The sequence below is a fragment of the Marinomonas colpomeniae genome, assembly GCF_014803385.1.
GTDB lineage: Bacteria > Pseudomonadota > Gammaproteobacteria > Pseudomonadales > Marinomonadaceae > Marinomonas > Marinomonas colpomeniae.
The window spans coordinates 1-22518 of sequence record NZ_JACYFC010000002.1 but is presented as its reverse complement, the minus strand read 5'-3'; the positions used below and the strand labels follow the sequence as shown (position 1 = coordinate 22518).

Below are 22518 nucleotides of genomic sequence, written 5' to 3'. Positions count from 1 at the left end.
CGGAGAATACATAAATAGCGGACATAAAAAAAGCTTTCTACCGTATTAAGTGTACTCGGTAGAAAGCTTTATAGAGTGGTAGGTCAGAAAGTTATAAGCCAGCTGCTTTACGTAATGCTTCAGCTTTATCTGTTCTTTCCCATGTGAAGTTCTCACCTTCACGGCCAAAGTGACCATAAGCGGCTGTTGGTAGATAAATTGGGCGTTTCAGATCCAACATCTTAATCAATCCAGCTGGACGCAGTTCAAAATTCTCGCGAACAAGCTGACTGATTATTGCATCACTTACTCTACCGGTACCAAATGTATTGATACTGATCGATGTTGGTTCAGCCACACCAATAGCATAAGAGATTTGAATTTCACATTTATCAGCTAAACCTGCAGCAACGATGTTTTTCGCTACATAACGGCCCGCATAAGCGGCTGAACGGTCTACTTTGGATGGGTCTTTACCAGAAAACGCACCGCCACCATGACGGGCCATGCCGCCGTATGTGTCTACAATGATTTTACGACCCGTTAAACCGCAGTCACCAACAGGTCCACCAATGATAAATTGGCCTGTTGGATTGATAAAGTATTTGGTGTCTTTGGATAACCATTCTGCTGGTAAAACAGGCTTGATGATTTCTTCCATTACTGCTTCACGAAGGTCCGCTTGTTTTACCGCTGCACTGTGCTGTGTTGACAAAACAACCGCATCAATCGCGCAAGGCTTACCATTTTCATCATAGCGGAAAGTAACTTGGCTTTTTGCGTCTGGGCGAAGAAAGTCTAACGTACCATTTTTACGAACTTCAGCTTGACGTTGAACAAGGCGATGGGCATAAGTAATAGGAGCAGGCATCAATACATCGGTTTCGTTTGTTGCAAAACCAAACATTAGACCTTGATCGCCCGCACCGAGTTCTTTTTCGCTGGCTTCATCGACACCAACAGCGATATCAGCAGATTGTTTACCGATGGCATTCATGACAGCACATGATTCCCAATCGAAGCCCATTTCTGAACTGTTATAGCCAATATCACGGATAACGCCACGAGCAATTTCTTCAATATCAACCCAAGCGTTAGTACGGACTTCACCCGCAACCAGAACCATGCCTGTTTTTACCATAGTTTCACAAGCAACACGGGCTTCAGGGTCTTCTGCAAGAATCGCATCAAGGATGGCGTCAGACACTTGGTCTGCAACTTTGTCTGGATGGCCTTCAGAAACGGATTCTGAAGTAAATAACGAATATTCTGACATATTTAATGTCTCCTCTTAATTAGCTGAGTAAGTCACCAAACAGGCATAAAAAAACCTGTTTGGCATCTAAAAGTGCTAAACAGGTCTAACTGAATCTGTTTAGCAGCATTTATATAGCGTCCGCAAGCCGAGACAAATCGACGCTTTTATTTAAGTGTTGATAATGAACTAGAGCTGTTTAAATATCAACCCAATAAGCAGATTTTAGCGAGTCATGGCATGGTTTTTTTGTTAGGATGGTGCAACTTTTATATTATTTCATTTTCTTTGCCCATTCTTTGGGCATAACAGTGGTGTCAGCATTGTATGGTGGCTCTATTATGAAGAAAATGTTCTTTTTATCATTCGTTAAGCTATCAGGAGTGGAATAACCATGCCGTCTCGTAAACAACTTGCTAACGCCATACGCGCATTAAGTATGGATGCCGTACAAAAAGCTAACTCAGGTCACCCAGGTGCACCGATGGGAATGGCGGATATCGCTGAAGTATTATGGAATGATTTTCTAAAACATAACCCTAATAATTCAAAATGGGTTGATCGTGATCGCTTTGTATTGTCAAACGGACACGGTTCTATGCTTATCTATTCTTTGTTGCATTTGTCTGGTTATAAATTATCAATTGAAGATTTAAAGCAATTTCGTCAGCTGCATTCTAAAACACCAGGTCATCCAGAATATGGTTATACCGACGGTGTTGAAACGACAACGGGCCCTTTGGGGGCAGGTGTTAGTAATGCTGTTGGTATGGCGATTGCTGAAAAAACCTTGGCTGCACAATTTAACCGTGAAGGTCATGATGTTGTTGACCACAACACCTATTGTTTCCTTGGTGATGGCTGTTTAATGGAAGGTATTTCCCATGAAGCATGTTCATTGGCTGGTACACTGGGTCTTGGTAAGTTGGTCGCGTTTTGGGATGACAACGGTATTTCTATCGATGGTCATGTTGAAGGTTGGTTTACAGATAATACGCCACAGCGTTTTGAAGCGTACGGCTGGCATGTGATTGCTGACGTAGATGGACATGATCCTAAAGCGATCAAAGCGGCTATCGAAGCGGCAAAAGCAGAAACAAACAAACCAACATTGATTTGCTGTAAAACAGTTATTGGTTTTGGTTCTCCAAATAAATCAGGCAGTCACGATTGCCACGGTGCACCATTAGGTGACGCTGAAATTGCAGCGGCTCGAGAATTTCTTGAATGGCCGTATGCGCCATTCGATATTCCTGCAGATGTTTACGCTGGTTGGGATGCGAAAGACACTGGCTCTGTTCTTGAAACTGAGTGGACGGCTAAGTTTGACGCTTATAAAGCGGCTTACCCAGAATTGGCGGCTGAATTTGATCGTCGCGTTGTGAAAGGCGAATTGCCTGCAGACTTTGAAGCGAAGGCTCAAGCCTTTATTCAAGAAAGCCAAGACAAAGGCGAGAATATTGCGAGCCGTAAAGCCTCGCAAAATTCTATTGGTACTTTTGGTGCCATGTTGCCTGAATTGTTGGGTGGTTCTGCTGATCTTGCAGGTTCTAATTTAACACTTTGGTCTGGCTCAAAAGGTATTCAAGAAGACCCTGCTGGTAACTATATTTATTACGGTGTACGTGAATTCGGCATGAGTGGCATCATGAATGGTGTTTCTTTACATGGCGGTTTCATTAACTACGGCGCGACTTTCATGATGTTCATGGAATATGCACGTAATGCGGTTCGTATGTCTGCTCTAATGGGTATTCAAAATATCTTCGTTTATACCCATGACTCTATTGGTCAAGGTGAAGATGGTCCAACGCACCAGCCGGTTGAACAGCTTGCTAACTTGCGTATGACTCCAAACATGATGGTATGGCGTCCATGTGATGCAGCTGAAACGGCTGTTGCTTGGACGGCTGCGATTCAGCGTCGTGACGGTCCAACGTCTTTGATCTTTTCTCGTCAAGGCTTATCTGCGCAAGCACGTAACGCTGAGCAATTAGATAATGTTGCGAAAGGTGGTTACATCTTGCAAGACTGTGCGGGTACGCCTGACCTTATTCTATTAGCGACCGGTTCTGAAGTCGGATTGGCGATGGCATCTGCTGAAGCATTAACGGCAAAAGGCAAAAAGGTTCGTGTGGTTTCTATGCCGTCAACGAATGTCTTTGACGCGCAAGATGCGACTTATAAAGAATCTGTGCTGCCACGTAATGTGACTAAACGTGTTGCAATTGAAGCGGCGCATGTGGACTTCTGGTTCAAATACGTTGGTTTTGATGGTGCAACGGTTGGCATGACAACGTTCGGTGAATCTGCTCCTGGTGGCGATTTATTGAAACACTTCGGCTTTACGGTTGATAACGTTGTTGAGACAGCTGAGAAAATTTTAGCTGTTTAATTCTTATCATTGAATGGTAAGTGGTTCGATAAGAAAAAAGGGGCGGTATTTTATCCACCCCTTTTTCCTTTTTCCTTTTTTAGAAAGAAAAGTGAAAACGATAGTAGATCGTTTTTCGATGAAGTAGGGCTTATGTTGCGAGTCGCTATCAATGGTTATGGTCGTATAGGGCGTTCAGTACTGCGTGCTCTCTATGAAAACGGTTACCGCGATCACATTCATGTGGTGGCGATCAATGAGTTGTCTGATATTGAGACAATTAGTTACCTTACACGCTATGACACAACACATGGTCGCTTTCCACTTCCTGTTACAATAAAAAACAACGCCTTAATTATTGGTGATGATTCCATAGAATGCTTCGCCTGCACGAAAGCAAGTGAGCTCGATTGGGCATCTCTTAATTTAGATATGGTGTTTGAATGTTCGGGGAGCTTTGCAGATAGGGATGGTGCTCAGGCGTATTTGGATGCGGGAGTGCCTCGTGTACTACTTTCTCAGCCAGCCGCAGCGGATGTAGATGCAACTATAGTCTATGGTTTTAATCATGAGGACATTCAGTCTGATGATTGCATTGTCTCTGCAGCCTCTTGTACAACAAATTGTTTGATTCCCGTTTTGGACGTGATTAAACAGTTTTCTGGAGTTGAGCACGGTACAACTCAAACTATTCACTCTGCAATGAATGATCAGCCTGTTATTGATGGATACCATACTAAAGACTTACGTTTAACGCGTGCCGCGCTAAGCTCTATTATTCCTGTTGATACGGGGTTGGCTAAAGGTATCACTCGTATGATGCCGGAGCTTGATGGGAAAATGGGGTGTAATGCTGTTCGTGTGCCGACGTTGAATGTTTCTGTTATTGATTTAGTGTTACGCACAGGTCGAGATGTAACGGCAGAGCAAATAAATAAACAATTAGAACAAGCAGCCAACGGTAAATACGTCGAATTAATGGGGTTTTCTAAAGAGGCGCATGCCTCTGTTGATTTCAACCACGACCCTCGCTCTGTCATTATTGATAGTACGCAAACGCAAGTAATAGATAAGCGTATGGTTAAGCTATTGTGTTGGTTCGATAATGAATGGGGCTATGCTAATCGTATGTTGGATGTTGCTAAATATTGGGCTAATGTGATTAAACTCTAGTATTTGTATTACAATATAAAAATTAAATGACGAGGACATCGTACATGACTGTAATAAAGATGAAAGATTTGGATTTGGCAAACAAGCGCGTATTAATTCGGGAAGATTTAAACGTGCCACTGAAAGACGGTAAGATCACAAGCGATGTACGTATTCGCGCAGCATTACCAACAATTAAGCTGGCCCTAGCGGCTGGTGCAAAAGTGATGGTGATGTCTCATCTTGGTCGTCCTACAGAGGGTCAATATGAAGAGGAGTTTTCTCTTCAGCCAGTAGCAACACATTTGTCTAGTCTATTAGGTCAAGATGTTCCTTTGGTGAAAGATTGGTTAGAAGGTGTTGATGTAGAAGCTGGTCAGCTTGTTTTGGTTGATAATGTCCGTTTCAACGTCGGTGAGAAAAAAGATGATGATGCTTTGTCTAAAAAAATGGCAGCCTTGTGTGATGTGTTCGTAATGGATGCATTTGGTACTGCACACCGTGCTCATGCTTCTACTCATGGTGTGGCAAAATTTGCTCCTGTTGCTTGTGCTGGGCCGTTGTTATCAGCTGAATTAGAAGCGCTAGGTAAAGCATTAGATAACCCTGCACGCCCTTTAGTTGCGGTTGTAGGTGGTTCAAAAGTATCAACGAAACTGACCGTTCTAGAATCTTTGTCTAAGCTTTGCGATCAACTGATTGTGGGCGGCGGGATTTCAAATACATTTGTTGCGGCTCGTGGTTACAATGTAGGTAAGTCTTTGTATGAAAAAGATTTAATTCCCCAAGCACGAAAGCTGATGGCGGATTTAGATATTCCAGAAGTCACTGATGTACGAGTGGGAACAGAATTTTCGGACACAGCTGTTGCAACGGTTAAACCTGTTGATCAAGTGGCTGATAATGAAGAGATTATGGATTTGGGTCCAGATTCTGCTCAAGTAATGGCTGATATCTTAAAGAATGCAAAAACCATATTGTGGAATGGCCCATGTGGTGTATTCGAGTTTGATAATTTCTCTAAGGGCACAGAAATAGTTGCTCAAGCCATTGCAGACAGTGATGCATTCTCTGTTGCTGGTGGTGGAGACACGTTGGCAGCAATTGATAAGTATGGCTTAGCTGATAAAATTTCTTATATATCAACGGGTGGTGGTGCTTTCTTAGAGTTTGTTGAAGGAAAAGTTCTTCCTGCTGTCGCTATGTTGGAATCTCGCGCAAAAAATTAATATCAAAGAATGACATTAGATTATTCTAAATTATAAAGGCGAAAAGCCTGTTTCGTTAACATTGTTTAATGTAGAAAGAAATTAATCAATGTTAACGATCATCAAACTAGAGCGTAACTTATTCGGCGTTAAGATCGAATATGACAAACACTATAAGGCGTAAGCCACATGATTGGTTATTAAGCTGAATCATGATTATAAAGATCGGAACATTAGCTCACACCCTAATGTTGTCCGTGATAAATACAATATAAGACAAACTGTCAGAGGAAAATTTGTATGCCTTTAATTAGTATGCGCCAACTGCTAGATCATGCTGCGGAACACAGTTACGGTTTACCCGCTTTTAATGTGAATAACATGGAGCAGGTTAAAGCGATCATGGAAGCCGCAAATGAAGTCAATTCACCGGTTATTATGCAAGCGTCTGCTGGCGCTCGTCAGTATGCTGGTTCACATTTTTTACGTCACTTGATTGCGGCTGCTATTGAAGATTACCCTCATATTCCTGTGGTTATGCATCAAGATCACGGCACCTCACCTGCTATCTGCCAGCGTTCTATTCAGCTAGGCTTTTCATCTGTCATGATGGACGGTTCTTTAATGGCTGATGGTAAAACACCTGCAAGCTATGACTATAATGTCGATGTCACTCGCCGTACGGTTGAGTTCGCACACGCTTGTGGTGTGTCTGTAGAAGGTGAATTGGGTGTTTTAGGCTCACTTGAAACCGGTGAAGCAGGTGAAGAAGACGGTGTTGGTGCTGAAGGTATTTTGACGATGGATCAAATGCTGACAGACCCTAAAGAAGCCGTGGATTTTGTTAATGCGACGGGCATTGATGCTTTGGCTGTTGCTATTGGTACAAGCCATGGAGCATACAAGTTTACTCGCCCACCGACTGGCGACATTCTTGATATTGAGCGTATTGCAAAGATTGTTGAATTGTTACCTAACACGCATATCGTGCTGCATGGCTCTTCTTCTGTACCACAAGACTGGTTAGAAATTATCAATGAATTTGGTGGTGAAATTCCAGAAACCTACGGGGTTCCTGTTGACGAAATTGTGAAAGCAATTCGTTATGGTGTTCGCAAGGTTAATATTGATACAGATTTACGTCTGGCGGCAACGGGCGCGATTCGTCGTAGCTTAGCGGAGCACAAAGGTAACTTTGATCCTCGTAAATATTTAACGGAAAGTATTAAAGCGATGAAAGCAGTTTGTATTGACCGCTATGAAGCGTTTGGTTCCGCTGGCCAAGCTTCTCGAATTCAAACGATGGATTTGGAAGAAATGGCTGTTCGTTATGAGCGTGGTGAATACCGTAACGGACGCTCATTTTAACGGATATCTATGAGATGGGTGAGTAAAATAGGCTTATGTTAGTGTTTTTTAGATCATTTTAATAAATAATCAAAAAAACTATTGACCGAAAAAATCATTTGCCTATAATGCTCGCCATTCCTTGCGGGAGTGGTGGAATTGGTAGACACGCTGGATTTAGGTTCCAGTGCTTCACGGCGTGAGAGTTCGAGTCTCTCCTTCCGCACCAAATTTAAAAAAAGCTGACGGTATGTCGGCTTTTTTTATGTCTAAATTTTATCTTAATACCTCATTTATTTAAGATTGACTGTCTTTGTCCATATTTTATTGCTCTTCCTCCCACGAAAGTTTGTTAATTTGGTTAGAATAACAACTCTATGTGTTTTCACTGGGTGCAATAATGCGAAGATTACGTTGTTTTATTTTGTTGACTGTTCTTGGAAGTTTTGCCGTTACGGCACATGCTTCCAGAACCATGCTTAACCTGATGGATAGCGATGATTTCTATCAGGCTAACCTCGAACAGATTTCTTTGGCCGAACAATTTACATCAATGGTCTATTCTCTTTCTATACCTATAAGAATTCCTCAAAAAAAAACTGTACGTATTGCTGTGTTGTTATTTGGGGAAATAGACTCAATAGGCAATAGAGCGCTTCTGCTATCTTTTAAAAAACGTATGCGGGAGTTAAAGATCGATTATCGATTGGATGCTTATGTGGATCGTTCTGAACATGGCAAAGATCTAGAGCCCTATTATAAAATAACAGAAGCTCAACCTGATTATATTGTCATAACAAAGTTTGGGTTTGCTCAGCGTCGTTTTGTAGAGCGTTTCTTGCGATTAGGTGCGCCTAAGGTGATTCTATATGATTTTGCATCACCACTAAGATACTGGGTGGATCATCCCCCATTAATGTATATTGGTTTCGATCAAAAAAAAGCTACAAAAAAGTTGGCTAGTTATCTTAATCGTCAGCTGACTAAAGAAACAAGAGTGTCGGCGTTAGTATTGGCAGATAGCTATCTTGGGCGTGTGCGCTGCGATCTATTTTTAGATGAAATGGTTAGATATGGTCGTCATGTAGGTGCCATCCGAGTTGTGTCTGATGATAAAAAACAAGCGTTTGATGCAGCTCAGTTACTATTGAGTGAAAAATCAACCGATTTTATTTTTAGTTGTTCTCAGAATATATCAGATGGTGTGGTTGCAGCATTGCAAGGAGATGAGTTTGGGGCGGTGCAGACTAATTCTTGGGGGCTTTCATTCAATGGTATCGGAGATTTAGAAAGCAAAAGAGTCAACGTTAGTGTTTTTTTCATGAAAGATTATTTGTCTATTGCAGCAGCGGAAGCGATTAAGCTTGATCTAGAGGGAGGGAATATGCCAAATCTTTACATCGCTCATTCTAATTTGGTGTCTTCAGAATTGGATTCGCAGAGTTTGCAACTGATGGCAGAGCAAGCTTACGGCTATTCGGTGGTCCTATGGCAGAAGTAGCTATCAGTTTACAGCACCGCTTACAAAAAAGAATTTTGCTGTTGGTCAGTGTAACTTTTTTAATCATTACTTTAATGATTCTGCTTTTTATTGAAGCCTTGAACCAATCTTCGGTAGAAGAAAAACTGGTGTTAAAGCATCAGGTCGTCGAGCAGGTCTTTAACAGCTATTTGGCACACGCCGAGGATGAGATAAGTTTAATTGGTCAGGATTTATCCTTGAGTGATTATGAGCCTGGACGTGAACTGGACCTCTTATTTAGTCATCATGAAGTATTATTTTTTGGTGCTTTAGACTTTTTTTATATTGAATGGGAAGATCGTCGAGATGCCATGGACCCTAGGGCGCGTTTGTTTACGGAAGTGGAGTTTAAATCGATATTACAGCAAGGGTTAATTAATCGATGGGTATCCGTTTTTACAGATGATGGCTCTATTTTACTGATGCAAAAGAAAAAAATTCTTTCTGAATCGTCAAAAAATATGGGTTTTTTATATGGTTTTATTTCATTAAATGACAATCTAACATTAACCAGCGAGTTGCTTGATCGAGCAAAAATAAGTGCTGTACGAATTTATGATAAAACAAACAAAAAAAACTTATTGGAAGGGAGTAAAAGTGGTGTTGTTTTATCAGAGTCTATTCTGAGTTCTAGTTTACCCTTAAGATCTTCTATACAAACCAGCTTACAATTAGATATTAGTCAAGGAAATGTATTTTCCTTTACTCGTTTCGTCAAAGCACTTCCCTTTATCACAGCCCTTGGCGTTATTTTATTTGTTTTTTACTTGCTGTTAATTCACAGAATAAAAAAATCAATTTTTGAGCCGCTCGATTATATTGCTTCTCGTCAAGAAGGGACATTATTACCTTTTATAGAATTGCAGCCAATACAGCTAAAAAACAATCAAGACAAAGCCTTTATTGAGGCTAAAGATAGTCGATTTAAGTTGCTAGCAGAATCAAGCCATTGTGCAGTTATTTTTTGTAATGAAGTGACTGATGTTGAAATGATTAATGCAGAGGGGCGAATGCTTTTTCCTGACTCTGATAAAGCACGAAGTGTGTTTGATTTTATGCCCCTTTCTTGTCATCAAGCAATTCAAGAAGCACTCAAAGGAGACATTGGTGTAACGTTTGATTTAACAATTGGCAGGCATGGGTATATTTATAAATGGCAGGCGTATTCTTTTATTAATGAAAGTTCCTATCAAGGGTTGTTGTTGGTAGGGCGAAACATTACGAAAGAAACCAGTTTAATCTGGCAATTAGAGCAGTTGCAACCATTGTTCTCAATAGAAAAAAATAAAGTAGACTCAGGGGCGATATTGAATGAGCTTACTTATCTTTCTACACTGCCACACTATATTTCAACAACTCAACTTCAGGGGTGGCTTTCCTTATTGATTTCTGTCTTTGATGATATTAGTCATGAAAGTAAAAAAATTACTTATTTACCTATTGGTGATGCTCTTGCTCAGGAAAGTGCTCAGGTTATGATGGCAATGGGGGTGGAAGCAAATAGAGCGTTACTGAATTGTTCATTAGATGTCGGTGTAAGAGTGATTGCAGTAAGCCCAAGCCTCAGAGGTTTAATGCGAATTTTATTTATGATGGTCATGTCGAATGATATGGCAGAGCGTCATTTGAATGTTCGATTTAACAATGAAGAGCTTGAGTTAACGGCTATGCATGATATGTCATCTAGACCTTTATTCTTTTGGATGATTAAAATGTTGCTAGCTCACCTCAATGGCGAGCAAAAAATATTACAAAACAATGCATTACAATTGAGCTTTATAACACAAGAAAGTGAGGAGGAAGGTTCACTTGAGGCATTACCCTCAGGTCAGGTTGTAGCCTGGGTCGCGAATGATTATCCGAATGCTCATACTATTAGAGAAGTTTTAATAAGGCTTGGATTAAAGGTTGAAGAATATGCTTCGACCGATAGCTTTTTCACACAATCAAGCGAAGTTACTAAATTCGATGCAGTGCTGATTGGTTGTGATAAAGCTGTTGATTCTCAACTGGATATGACGCGAGCTCTGAAGCTTAAATATAACCGAGACCTGCTTCCAATCATTTGGCTAAACAGCATTCTTCCTGCGAAAACTGACCCAGACGTACTCACATTATTAGGTTGTCCGTGTGACTATAGTTTGCATCAGGTCTTAGTAAAGGCGTGTGAATTAGATGGCATTGTACCTAGCCAATCGAGTAATAAAAATGAATCGTGGATTATAGTCGGGGGGAGCCGTGTATCTAAAGCTATTTGGTATACAGAATTAAGCGAATATGATATCGCCACACAATGGCTGGCAGACTTATCTAATTATCATGTTGTGCTATCGTACCACTCTGATGCGTTTGTTGTGCTATTAGAGTCTCAGACTAAAGATCTATTACAGGCTATTGAGACAGAGTTTCCTAATGTACGTTTATTTTCAGTACAAAGGTGGGAGGGAATGCCTGATAATGTTGCTCTTTCTGAAATGACTCAGCCATATTCAGGACATCAAATAAAAGTGTTCACACAGAATATAATGCAAAAAATTGAAAATAATGAATAAGTAGGAGTAAGGAATGAGTGTTATTGGATTAATTGGTGCCATGGATGAAGAAGTGGCAGTTATTAAGGCTTGGATGACAGATGTACGTGAAGAAAGTATTGCTGGTTGCGACTTTTTTATCGGGCATTTTGAAGGTAAAGATGTTGTGTTACTTAAATCTGGTATAGGTAAAGTGAATGTTGCTGTCTCTACAACCTTGCTACTGTCTCAGTTTAAGCCTGAATATGTGATTAACATCGGTTCTGCAGGTGGTTTTGATCCTGACTTAAACGTTGGTGATGTCGTTATTTCTGATCAAGTTGTTCATCATGATGTAGACGTGACTGCGTTTGGTTATGTTATGGGACAAGTGCCTAATATGCCTGCAACGTTTTCTGCTGATCAAAAGCTTATTAATCAGGCAAAAGTTGCCTTGAATTCTGTGACTCAAGTTCAAGCAAAAGTAGGTTTGATTGGTACAGGGGATAGCTTTATGAGTGATCCTGCTCGTGTTGAATCAGTACGATCGATCTTTCCATCTTTAGTTGCCGTTGAAATGGAAGCGGCTGCTGTTGCGCAGGTGTGTTTTAAATTTGGCATTCCTTTTGTTGTGGTTCGTTCTCTCTCTGATATTGCGGGTAAAGAGTCACCTCAGAGCTTTGAAGAGTACCTTAAGGTCGCAGCAGAGAATTCGTCTTTGATGATTCAGCAAATGTTGAAAGGCAATTAAATAGTGTTCTTTCGCAACGACTATGCATTTTTTAGTGTTGCGATTTATTTATTTTCCTTGTTGCTATCTTCTCCAATTTTCTCTGTTGAGCCTAGGTTTGATAGCGAGATAGAGCTTGGAAGTAACATCATGGATTCAAAAGACACTACGGTTGATTTAGATAATAACGATTTTTTTTGGTGGCAACATACTCATCAATCCGTATCGGAAATTATTGGTAGTTGGTCTAATAATATGGATACTTTTTTATCTGGTAAGCCTAGTCTAGGGAAATCAGATAGTCAGGTAGAAATTCGATTTGGTCCTATACTTGATAAGGATGCCACTACCGGATTCTTTGAGTTTCATGCGCAACTGAAATTACCTAATACAAAAGACCGCTTACGCTTGGTAATAGAATCGGATGGGGACTCAATCACACCAGAAAATGTGCGAAACGAGGCGACAGAAAATAGTAGTGTTATTAACTCTGCGCTAGAGTCTAATTTCTCTGCCGCAGTGCGGTATATTAAGTCGGATTTAGGCGCCGACATTGATGCTGGTGTGTTAGTGGATTTTCCATTGAACCCGTTTCTACGTTTGCGCTTTCGGCAGCACGATAGAGAGGGAAGTTGGACGTGGCACCAAAAGCAGGAGGCGTTCGCGTATTACTCTGAAGGTCTTGGTGTACGGTATGGGTTAGGCGTTAATCATCAGTTCAGTTCATCATTAAATTATGGCTCCGATTTCAGTATTGTGTGGTTGGATAATAAAGGACTTTTTTATGCAAGAGAGAACTTTTTTATCCATCATTATGTAAATTCAAAAAACAAATTGAGTTACCAATTGAGTTTTTTGCAATCAGGGGAAGATGGGCTTATACCTGACTCATTTTTATATAACTTACAGTATGAACGTTTTTTGCATGAAGATTGGCTGATTGGGCAAGTGAAGCCTCAATTTACTCATGAGGCTGAAGAGAATTATAGTGGCAATTTTTCACTGACCTTATCCCTTGTTATTTTATTTGGTCCTAAATACGTACATTAAACCATTCAATGTTATTCACCCGTGTTATTAGATTTGTTGCCAAGGAGCTCGTATAATGCGGCATTTTAAGACCTATCACTTTTAAGATAGCTCGTTATTATTGCTTTCAAGAGAATCAGTCATGAGACCGGATCAAATCCAACCAGAAATGTATGAGCAGCAACTGCAAGATAAGCAGAATGAACTGACTGAATTAATGGCTACCTTATCATTGCCTGAGATGGAAGTGTATGCGAGCAAGCCGACTCATTATCGAATGAGAGCGGAATTTCGAATTTGGCACGATGGTGATGATTTATATTACGCTATGTTTGATTCTGAAGATCCGAGAACGCCGATTCGTACAGATCAATTTCTTGCTGCATCAGAACTTATTAATGAGTTAATGCCTAAATTGATCAATGCGGTTCGTGATGTTCCTATCTTACGTTATAAGCTTTTCCAAGTAGACTTTTTGACAACAACTACAGGTGAAGCGCTTATTAGCTTGCTCTATCACAAACCAATTGATGAAGAGTGGAATGCAGCTGCGCAAGTCTTAGATAAAGCGTTTCCTGCATGTCACTTTATTGGCCGTAGTCGTAAGAAAAAACAAATACTAACACGTGATTTTGTAATGGAAACACTTACTGTTCACGGTGAGAAGTTTCATTATCAACAAGTTGAAAATAGCTTTACTCAGCCGAATGCTGGTATCAGTGAAAAAATGTTGGAATGGGCATTAGATGTCACAAAAGGAGCATCAGGTGATTTGTTAGAAATGTATTGCGGGAATGGTAATTTTTCCATTCCACTAGCGAGACGATTTGATCGGGTTGTGGCGACGGAAATTTCTAAAGTGTCCGTTAATTCTGCGCAACTAAATATTGCAATGAATGGTATGCAGAATGTTCAAGTGGTTAAAATGGCCAGTGAAGATGTATCTGCTGCGCTGAACGGTGATGTTGAATTACCAAAAACCTTGATACAAGCTGGTGTAAGCGAGCTTTCTCCATCTGTTGTCTTGGTTGATCCTCCGCGTGCTGGATTGGATGATGCAACAGTTGAACTTGTTCGGAAAATTGATTCCATTCTTTATATATCTTGTAATCCAGAAACGCTGAAATCGAATTTAGAAGCGTTAGCCAGTACACATTATGTAGTTCGTTACGCCATGTTTGATCAGTTTCCTTATACGCACCATGTAGAAACAGCTGTATACCTGACTCGAAAAATACAGAATTAATTATTTTTAAAGTGAAAAATGTATGAATAAAAGCTCATGAAACGAATAAGGTTTATGAGCTTTGTTCTCTTTATAATGAATGACATTCCTGTACCAGCGATTAGGTTACAGATTGTTCTGTGTTAACATAAACAAATTATTTCCCCCCACCACCATAGAGAAGTCGAACGAGCCATGAGTAATAACTCACTAGACAAAAATAAAATCAAAATCTTGCTGTTAGAAGGCGTTCATCAATCAGCATTGGATGCGTTGCATGAGGCCGGTTATACCAATATCGAGTATCACAAGACTGCATTAGCGGAAGATGTGTTGATCGAAAAAATCTCGGAAGCACATTTTGTTGGTATTCGATCTCGTACTCAGCTAACAGCTAAAGTACTAGAGAAAGCCAATAAACTGGTTAGCATTGGTTGTTTCTGCATTGGTACAAACCAAGTAGACCTTGATGCGGCAAGCGAGAAAGGCATTGTTGTATTCAATGCACCTTTTTCAAATACACGTAGTGTGGCTGAACTTGTGCTTGGCCAATTGATTTTGTTGCTTCGTGGTATCCCAGCTAAAAGTGCGGCGTGTCATCGTGGCGGCTGGATTAAATCGGCTGTTGGTTCTTATGAAACTCGTGGCAAGCGTTTGGGTATTATTGGCTACGGAAGTATAGGAACGCAATTAAGTGTCTTGGCTGAGTCCTTAGGCATGGAAGTATTTTTCTATGACATAGTAACTAAGTTGCCATTAGGGAATGCTCGCCAAATCAAGAGTTTAAAAGAGCTTTTGTCTACTTGTGACATCATTAGTTTGCATGTGCCTGAAACCAATTCAACGAAATTGATGATTGGAGCGAAAGAAGTTTCTCAAATGAAGAAAGGTTCTATCTTCATTAACGCTTCTCGTGGAACTGTCGCTGATTTAGATGCCGTCGCCGAAGCAATTAAGTCAGGTGACTTGAGTGGTGCTGCAGTGGATGTATTCCCAGTTGAGCCGAAAGGTAACGACGAAGAATTTGTGTCACCATTGCGTGGTTTAGACAATGTGATTCTAACGCCTCATGTTGGCGGTAGCACAATGGAAGCTCAAGAAAACATCGGTGTTGAAGTAGCTGAAAAGCTGATTAAATACTCTGATGTTGGTACAACGATTGCGGCGGTTAATTTCCCTGAAGTCGCTCTTCCTGCTCAAACTGATAATCATCGCATCCTACACATACATGAGAATCGTCCTGGTGTATTGTCTAAAATCAATGCGATTTTCTCTGACAATAACATAAACATCACAGGTCAATACCTTCGTACAAATGAGAAGTTGGGTTATATGGTAATGGATGTGGACGCAGATGATGCAGAATTCGTGCTTGAGAAAATCAAGCAAGTTGAGTGTACTGTTAAAGCGCGTGTCTTGTTCTAATCTAAATAATTTGAGCAATAACTGAGTAACATAAAAAATCCAGTCTCGGCTGGATTTTTTATGTATTGAAACTTTGCGATTGACAAACATTAGTTGCTAATTTTTAGTGTTGTTGTAATTTGTTGAATCTTCTCTTTAATGCTGCCTGTTACTTCTGCCATAAAGGCTTCAGACTCATTAGCTTGTTTTCTGATATTGATTACGGCGCTATTTAAATTATTCATTCCCTGTTTTTGGTCTGCTGCATAGCCGGTGGCTTTCTTCGCCAAACGAGACGACTGCTCTGATTTACCTAGTACGTCTTGAGCTGATTCTCCTAACGCTTTAGTTAAGCTAATTTGTTCCGTTGATGCATTTTCAATAAGGTTAACGTTTTTCGATAACTTGCTGGTGGCTGATGTTAATAGTGAAAAAATACTAGTAATTTCTTCGAGAGATTGCTGGGTTCTGCTTGATAATGTGCGGACTTCATCCGCTACAACAGCAAAGCCTCGGCCTTGCTCTCCTGCTCGTGCTGCTTCAATGGCTGCATTTAGGGCAAGTAGATTTGTCTGCTCTGAAATGCCTCTAATACCATTCACAATTGAAGATGCATTGGATACTGAACTCTCCAAATCAATTAGCGTGTTTTTGCTGCTATTTAAGCGATCTACGGTGGTTTGATTCGCTAATGCTAAAGACGCGGCTTGATCGACACTGAGTGTCATTGCACTGTTTGTATCAGTAGCATAGTTTTCTACTTCTTTTGCGCGTATCTCAGCTTTACTCGCAAGTTTTTCGACCTGAGTCGACATTTCTAACGTTTTATCTAACTCGTGTTTGGATGAAATGTTAAGAGCATGAACCTGTCCGAATGCATTTAACATATCGTTTAATGAAAGAAATATATTGTTAAGTTCTATATCTCTTTGTTGGCGTTGGACGGCAATTTGTTCTAGATAGCGATTCAAATAATGAGCGATATCAGATAGTTCGTTTTTATTTGCACCGACTTTTAATGTTGTAATGCTTTGCAGCTCAACTAAGTCTTTCACGGCAACATATAAATCTTTTGCACTTTTTACGACGACTTTATTTTGAAAAATATGTACAGCAATGGTTGTAAATATCATCAATATAACGAACGCTGAGAAAGCATATAGCGTCTGTTGTTGGGTGACTTTTGCGCTTTGGCGAATGCTTTCGGTACCAAGTTTTAATGTCGTTTCAAGCTCGTTGATTAATGCGCGAATTTTAGCCTGAGCAAGGCTGGCTTGTTCGATGTTAATAAGGCTGGTATCGACATCTTTTAAGTATCTAACTGACCAAGCATGAAGCTCAATTTTCACTTCTTCTAGAGGATCGACTAATTCGTCCTCTGCATTGTCTGCCCAGCCCATTAATGCTGATAAATCATCATCAGTATTCGTGGACTCCTCTTTGCTTAAGTTAAGTATAGGAAGTTCATTGAATTCTTTAATATGTGATTGGAAAATATTTATTTCTTTTTCTAAACGCTGTCGATTATGTTCTGTTTTTGCGCCTAAAAATTGATCTTTAATACTGCTTATATGTGCAAGGTCTGCATACAGTTTAGCTTGGTTTGCTAAATAAGGTGCTGCCATCATAAAGTCGTTCTTAGATTGAAATTGTTGAACCTTATCGGCTAAGTCATCTAAGGATAAAAGTATTTGGAGCTCATTGTTTTCTATTAAAGCGAATGGATTTCCGGAGAGCTTTCCTGCAGCTCTAATGTCTGATTGTAGGCTTGCTTGAATCAGCGTTAATTGTTTGTTGATTGGCTCTTTAATGGTATTTGGGAGCGTGTTTAAAGTAGGGCGAATACTTTGCTCAATAAATACTTGAGCTGGTATCAAAAGAGATGCTTCACCAGAGGATAAGTACTCTTCAACTTGTTGTTTTAAAGTAATCGAAGAATGCTCCCATACGAGAGTGTAGTTATCTTGTTGTTCAAAGGCGTTGCGGAATTTCATTAAACTCCACAAAAGAAGGCTGATGAGCATAGCCGCTATTATTAAGTAGCTGATGGTTGTGGTACGGGTAACAGAGGAAATTTTCAATAGACAACCTTATTAGAACATTTCACATTTTTATGAATGCAAGCTACTCTAATGTGGTGATGTGACAAATATGTGACAAAAAATAATAAGCCGATATTACTGCTCTATAAATAAATGTTTGCAGCCAGTAACACTGATTGTTTAGGGTATTTTAAGTAATTTTCATTAAAATTTAAAAAAAACTCTGCAGTCATTTTTTTGTCATTAGTTTGTATTAAATTGAAAAGATTATTAAACGAGTGTTTAATAAAAGTGTATTCTCGGCTTTGAGCCGCTTTTAAAAATGAAATAGCAAAACAATCCTATAAACTAAAAGGAGTTTACAATGACCCTTTCACGTCGTCAGTTTGTTAAAGGTGCCTCTGCAGCAGGTGCTGTTGCCGCTACACCATTTGCAATGAATCAAGCCATTGCAGCTAATAAAGAGCTACGTATTTATGCATGGGCTGGTTACATAACGGATGAAATGTTAGCAGACTTTAAAGCAAAAACAGGTATTAATGCGACCTTTACGCCATACGGTACAAATGATGAGTTGTTAAACTCTCTACGTGCGACCGATGGAACGGGTTTTGACATCATTATGCCAACCGTTGACCGTGTGCCTGGATATGTGGACTACGACCTAGTTCAACCGCTTGATGTAAAACGAGTTAACTGGAGTGGTTGTTTAGACAGTGCTTTAGCTGGTTCTGACGTTGGTGGCATAGTAAACGGTAAACGTTATTTTGCACCATCAGACTGGGGTACAGAAGCTATTGCTTACCATAAGCAAGACGCAAGCGTTGATCCAAGCAATTTAAGTTACGGTGATCTTTGGAAGCCAGAAAATGCGGGTGGCGTTACGGTTCGTGGCCATTCTGCATTGGTAGGTATTGGTTTATGGTTAGAAAAAGCCGGCAAATTACCTTACCCATTACTTGAGTCATATAAGAATGAGAAAGCGATGCGTGCGAACTTTGATGTGATTTTGAAAGTGGCATCAGAGCACAAAAGTTCATTGGCTCAATTCTGGTCAACAGAAAATGAAGCGCAAGGCGCGTTCCGTGCAAATGGTGCGGTTATCGGACAAACATGGGATAGCACAGCATTTAAATTACAATCTGAAGGCGAACCTATTGCCTACGGCGCACCAAAAGAAGGTGCGCTGGCTTGGATGGAAGGTTTTGTTATTCCTAAAAATGCCAATAACATTGATTCAGTTTACGAATTTATTAACTGGTATTACACACCAGAAGCGGGCGCTATGTTCGTAAAAGCGACAGGTTATAACTCAACGGCGAAAGGTGCTGATGCACTATTGCCAGCAGCCACTAAGCAGTTCTTCCAAGACTCTTACAGCAAAGAAGACCTTGCTAACCTTTGGTGGTGGCCAATTCAAGAACCTTGGTATGTTGCACTACGTAACGAATATCAAGATCGTTACTTGTCAGCATAATACCTAAAAGCCCCTTGTGACATTTGCTCGCAAGGGGCTTTCTTGTGTTTAGAAAAAATAATTAGCGAGAGAAATATGGATAGTAGTGTTCATTTAGACAACACAATAATGCAATTTGGCGATTTTACAGCAATACAAAAAACAGATTTGAAAATTGAATCTGGTGAATTTTTTAGTTTTCTCGGGCCTTCTGGTTGCGGAAAAACCACGATACTGAACATGATTAGTGGCTTTCTAGATCCAACGGAAGGTGATGTGAAAATTGGCGGTCAAAGCATGAAAGGTGTTCCAGCCAATAAACGCCCTACGTCGATGATTTTTCAAAACCTCGCGCTTTTTCCTCTTATGACAGTGGCTGAGAATATTGAGTTTGGTCTAGAGGTTCGCGGTGTTTCGAAAAGTGAGCGTAAGAAAGCATCGGATAGATTGCTTGAACTCGTAGCGTTAGAAGACAGCGGAACAAAGAAAATTTCGGAATTGTCTGGTGGTCAAAAACAGCGTATCGCGATTGCTCGAGCGTTGGCTGTTGAACCGCAGGTGTTATTACTTGATGAGCCATTGTCTGCGTTAGATTTGAAATTACGCCAACATATGCGAACTGAGTTAAAAGAGATTCAGCGTAAAACAGGTATTACCTTTATTTATATTACCCATGATCAGGGCGAAGCCTTAACTATGTCTGATCGAGTTGCTGTTATGTCAGCAGGCCGAATTCAGCAGGTTGCAGATCCTATTACGCTTTATCGCGATCCACATACTCCTTTCGTGGCCTCATTTGTTGGCGAAAATAATGGCGTGCGTGGGAAAGTGGTAGCGGCAGACTCTAATCTTGTTGTATTGGATTGTGGTCCTTTAGGTAAGTTATCTGGACGTTCTCAAGGTAATTTGACGGTTGGAAGTGATGCGACGCTGTTTATTCGTCCAGAGCATTTTAGACTTCAATCTGAAGAGGGTATGCACACACTGAAAGCAACTATCGACGAAGTGAACTTCGAAGGCGCATATTTAACTTTGAATGCAAATACGCCGGCAAATCAGGCTTTGTCTATTCAACTTGGGACACATCAATTCTCAGAATCGTTGAAAAAAGGCGCACCAGTTAGTCTTTCTTATAATGAGCTGGATGCCATTGTTATCGCTGGAGAGGGCCATGTTTAATCAACTTAAGTCTCGCTTCGGTAGTGGGTTAGCTGTTGGTATTGTGGGAATGGTAGCTGTTTGGTTAATTGCTTTAGTAATCTTGCCGCAGATCTTAATGATCGATTACTCACTTCGTCCAAATTTGTTACCTGTAGACATAGGTGGGCCAAAAGATACGTTTTCTTTGGTCAACTATGAGACGCTATTTAATAACAAGATACATTTGTCTATCTTTTTCAAAACCCTTTGGTCGAGTGTTCTAGTAACAGGATTGACCCTATTGGTTAGTTATCCTATTGCGTTTTATTTAGCGAAGGTCGCAACACCACAAAAAGCGGCGTTGTGCTTGTTGTTGTTGATTATTCCTTTTTGGATCAATGAGATCCTACGTACCTTTTCTTGGTACATTATTCTTGCTTATAAGGGACCGTTAAATGCCTTGCTGCTAGGATTAGGGTTTATAGATCGTCCTATTCGTTTTTTGTCAGGCGATGGTGGTGTTTTGATCGGTATGGTCTATGCCTATATTCTTTTCATGATATTCCCAATTTATAATGCCATTGAAAGTTTGGATACGAACCAGATTAAGGCCGCTCGTAATTTAGGTGCTGGTTGGATTAGAACGCATTGGCGAGTGGTTATACCTCATGCTAAACCGGGTATTGCGACAGGTTGTATTATGACCTTCATGCTGGCAGCTGGTAGTTATGCTGTTCCTGCATTGCTGGGTTCACCAGGAAGTCGATGGTTCACGCAAATTATTTATAATTGGTTCTTTGAGGGTGGCAACTGGAATCAGGGGGCGGCCTACGCGTTCTTACTTTTGATTATGTGTATTGGTTTTATTGCCTTGGTGATGCGTGTATTCAAAGTTGGCTTGGGAGATATTGCAAAATGAAGTCTGAAACCATTATGCGATTCGGTGTGCGTTTTTATATCGGCATATTCTTTTTATACCTATTTACGCCACTTATTATTATGGGGTTGGCGACATTTAACGACAGTCGTTTTCCTACGGTATCGCCATGGAAAGGCGCAACCCTTAAGTGGTTTGAGGCATTAGCCCAAGATGGCGCTATGTGGGATGCGTTATGGACGAGTATTATCGTGGCTGCTGGCGTATTAGTCATTGCGGTGCCTATTGGTATTTGCTGTGCCTTGCTATTGTCTACTTACCAAGGAAAAGGCAAAACTTTCATCTATACTTTAATGATGTCTCCATTGCTTACGCCGGGTGTTATTGTTGGTATTTCTACTTTGATCTTTTGGCGTAGTTTGTCTGTGAGTGGCGGTGTATTTTTGACCGTTGTTGCTCAGACAACGTTTATTGCTGCTTATGTGATGCTTATGGTGCTGGCGCGATTGCAACGGTTTGATCGGACTTTAGAAAACGCGGCGTTAAGTCTTGGTGCTACTCAATGGCAAGCCTTTCGTCGAATTCTGCTTCCGTATTTGAAGCCTGCTATTATTTCCGCTGCAGCCATCGCTTTCTTACAATCATTTGAAAACTATAATACGACTTTGTTTGTGAAAGGCTATGACACAACATTAACGGTCTACATAGCGTCAAAAGTGAGAACAGGCTTAACACCTGCGGTTAATGCGCTTGGGTTGGTTATGATCTCAGTAACCGTTTTGATTGCTATTGTTTACGAGATTAAGCGACGTAGAGAAATCGCTGCACAATAGAGTTTGTGTTTTGTTATCTTGAAGGCCCATTTTCCTATTGGAAATGGGCTTTTGCGTTTGTGATTGATTAGTGTTCTATTTTGTGGGTGTTTTGATCGTTTATTAATCGAATGTTACTGTTTTACGAATTAAACGCTATTAATTGGTCTTTTTTCGTTAAAAGGGTTGCACAAAATCTGTAGATCCTTAATATACGCCCTCGCTGACACGGACAACGCTTCACGACAACGAAGTTGATGTTCACCTTTTTAGGAAGGAAACAAGTTAGCAACGCTCTTTAAAATAGATAATCAGATAATTTGTGTGGACGTTCGCTGGAGACTTCAGAAGATCTACATTTACAGACTTTTGTTTGTGGGTGAGAGATCAAAAAAATTGAAGTCTTACGAAACGTCTACATATTAATTCGCTTTATGTTGATTTGGTTCCTCCCAA

The 22518-nt window shown here is 40.4% G+C and carries 16 protein-coding genes, 1 tRNA gene and 1 riboswitch; of the genes, 15 read left to right on the top strand and 2 right to left on the bottom strand.

From position 1 onward, the window contains the following. Positions 1-91 precede the first annotated feature (91 nt). The gene (metK, locus tag IF202_RS05350; protein WP_191593862.1) at positions 92-1255 is read right to left on the bottom strand and encodes a methionine adenosyltransferase; all 1164 of its coding nucleotides are present in this window, start codon (positions 1253-1255) and stop codon (positions 92-94) included. A gap of 78 nt (positions 1256-1333) precedes the next feature. Beyond that, positions 1334-1409: riboswitch (SAM riboswitch) on the bottom strand. Positions 1410-1628: 219 nt separating this feature from the next. Here metK and tkt point away from each other — a divergent pair. The 11 genes from tkt to serA all read left to right on the top strand — a co-directional run bounded on the left by tkt (position 1629) and on the right by serA (position 15756). Further along, complete coding sequence (tkt, locus tag IF202_RS05345) at positions 1629-3629, top strand: transketolase (protein WP_191593861.1); 2001 nt, start codon at positions 1629-1631, stop codon at positions 3627-3629. A gap of 132 nt (positions 3630-3761) precedes the next feature. Next, the gene (locus IF202_RS05340) at positions 3762-4781 is read left to right on the top strand and encodes a type I glyceraldehyde-3-phosphate dehydrogenase (protein ID WP_191593860.1); all 1020 of its coding nucleotides are present in this window, start codon (positions 3762-3764) and stop codon (positions 4779-4781) included. Positions 4782-4825: 44 nt separating this feature from the next. Beyond that, positions 4826-5989 (top strand): phosphoglycerate kinase, encoded by a 1164-nt coding sequence (locus IF202_RS05335; protein ID WP_191593859.1) that lies wholly within the window; start codon positions 4826-4828, stop codon positions 5987-5989. A 279-nt stretch (positions 5990-6268) separates the two neighbouring features. Continuing rightward, entirely contained in the window at positions 6269-7336 is a 1068-nt protein-coding gene (gene fba / locus IF202_RS05330; RefSeq protein ID WP_191593858.1) for a class II fructose-bisphosphate aldolase, read from the top strand. 123 nt (positions 7337-7459) lie between these two features. After that, positions 7460-7544, top strand: a tRNA-Leu gene (locus IF202_RS05325). A gap of 171 nt (positions 7545-7715) precedes the next feature. Continuing rightward, positions 7716-8816, top strand: a complete 1101-nt coding sequence (locus tag IF202_RS05320; RefSeq protein ID WP_191593857.1) for a type 1 periplasmic-binding domain-containing protein — start codon at positions 7716-7718, stop codon at positions 8814-8816. After that, positions 8804-11389 carry a hypothetical protein gene (locus IF202_RS05315; protein ID WP_191593856.1) on the top strand — a complete coding sequence of 862 codons (2586 nt, stop codon included), beginning with the start codon at positions 8804-8806 and terminating at the stop codon, positions 11387-11389. The genes IF202_RS05320 and IF202_RS05315 overlap by 13 nt, the downstream gene beginning before the upstream one ends. A gap of 13 nt (positions 11390-11402) precedes the next feature. Then, a complete protein-coding gene (gene mtnN / locus IF202_RS05310; protein ID WP_191593855.1) occupies positions 11403-12098 on the top strand; it encodes a 5'-methylthioadenosine/S-adenosylhomocysteine nucleosidase in 696 nt (231 codons plus the stop codon). Between the two features lie 3 nt (positions 12099-12101). Next, positions 12102-13127: a hypothetical protein gene (locus IF202_RS05305; RefSeq protein ID WP_191593854.1), complete on the top strand. Its 1026-nt coding sequence runs from the start codon at positions 12102-12104 to the stop codon at positions 13125-13127. Positions 13128-13248: 121 nt separating this feature from the next. Then, a complete protein-coding gene (trmA, locus tag IF202_RS05300; RefSeq protein WP_191593853.1) occupies positions 13249-14352 on the top strand; it encodes a tRNA (uridine(54)-C5)-methyltransferase TrmA in 1104 nt (367 codons plus the stop codon). A 174-nt stretch (positions 14353-14526) separates the two neighbouring features. Then, positions 14527-15756, top strand: coding sequence for a phosphoglycerate dehydrogenase (gene serA, locus IF202_RS05295; RefSeq protein WP_191593852.1), 1230 nt, complete (start codon positions 14527-14529; stop codon positions 15754-15756). Positions 15757-15845: 89 nt separating this feature from the next. Here serA and IF202_RS05290 read toward each other — a convergent pair whose 3' ends face one another. Continuing rightward, entirely contained in the window at positions 15846-17816 is a 1971-nt protein-coding gene (locus IF202_RS05290; protein ID WP_235963339.1) for a methyl-accepting chemotaxis protein, read from the bottom strand. Positions 17817-18141: 325 nt separating this feature from the next. On the opposite strand from IF202_RS05290, the gene IF202_RS05285 reads away from it, so the two are divergent. The 4 genes from IF202_RS05285 (at position 18142) to IF202_RS05270 (ending at position 22083) form a co-directional block, all read left to right on the top strand. Beyond that, the gene (locus IF202_RS05285; RefSeq protein WP_191593851.1) at positions 18142-19254 is read left to right on the top strand and encodes an extracellular solute-binding protein; all 1113 of its coding nucleotides are present in this window, start codon (positions 18142-18144) and stop codon (positions 19252-19254) included. Between the two features lie 75 nt (positions 19255-19329). After that, positions 19330-20412: an ABC transporter ATP-binding protein gene (locus tag IF202_RS05280; protein WP_191593850.1), complete on the top strand. Its 1083-nt coding sequence runs from the start codon at positions 19330-19332 to the stop codon at positions 20410-20412. Next, positions 20405-21292, top strand: a complete 888-nt coding sequence (locus tag IF202_RS05275) for an ABC transporter permease (RefSeq protein ID WP_191593849.1) — start codon at positions 20405-20407, stop codon at positions 21290-21292. The genes IF202_RS05280 and IF202_RS05275 overlap by 8 nt, the downstream gene beginning before the upstream one ends. After that, complete coding sequence (locus IF202_RS05270) at positions 21289-22083, top strand: ABC transporter permease (RefSeq protein WP_191593848.1); 795 nt, start codon at positions 21289-21291, stop codon at positions 22081-22083. The genes IF202_RS05275 and IF202_RS05270 overlap by 4 nt, the downstream gene beginning before the upstream one ends. Positions 22084-22518: the final 435 nt, after the last annotated feature.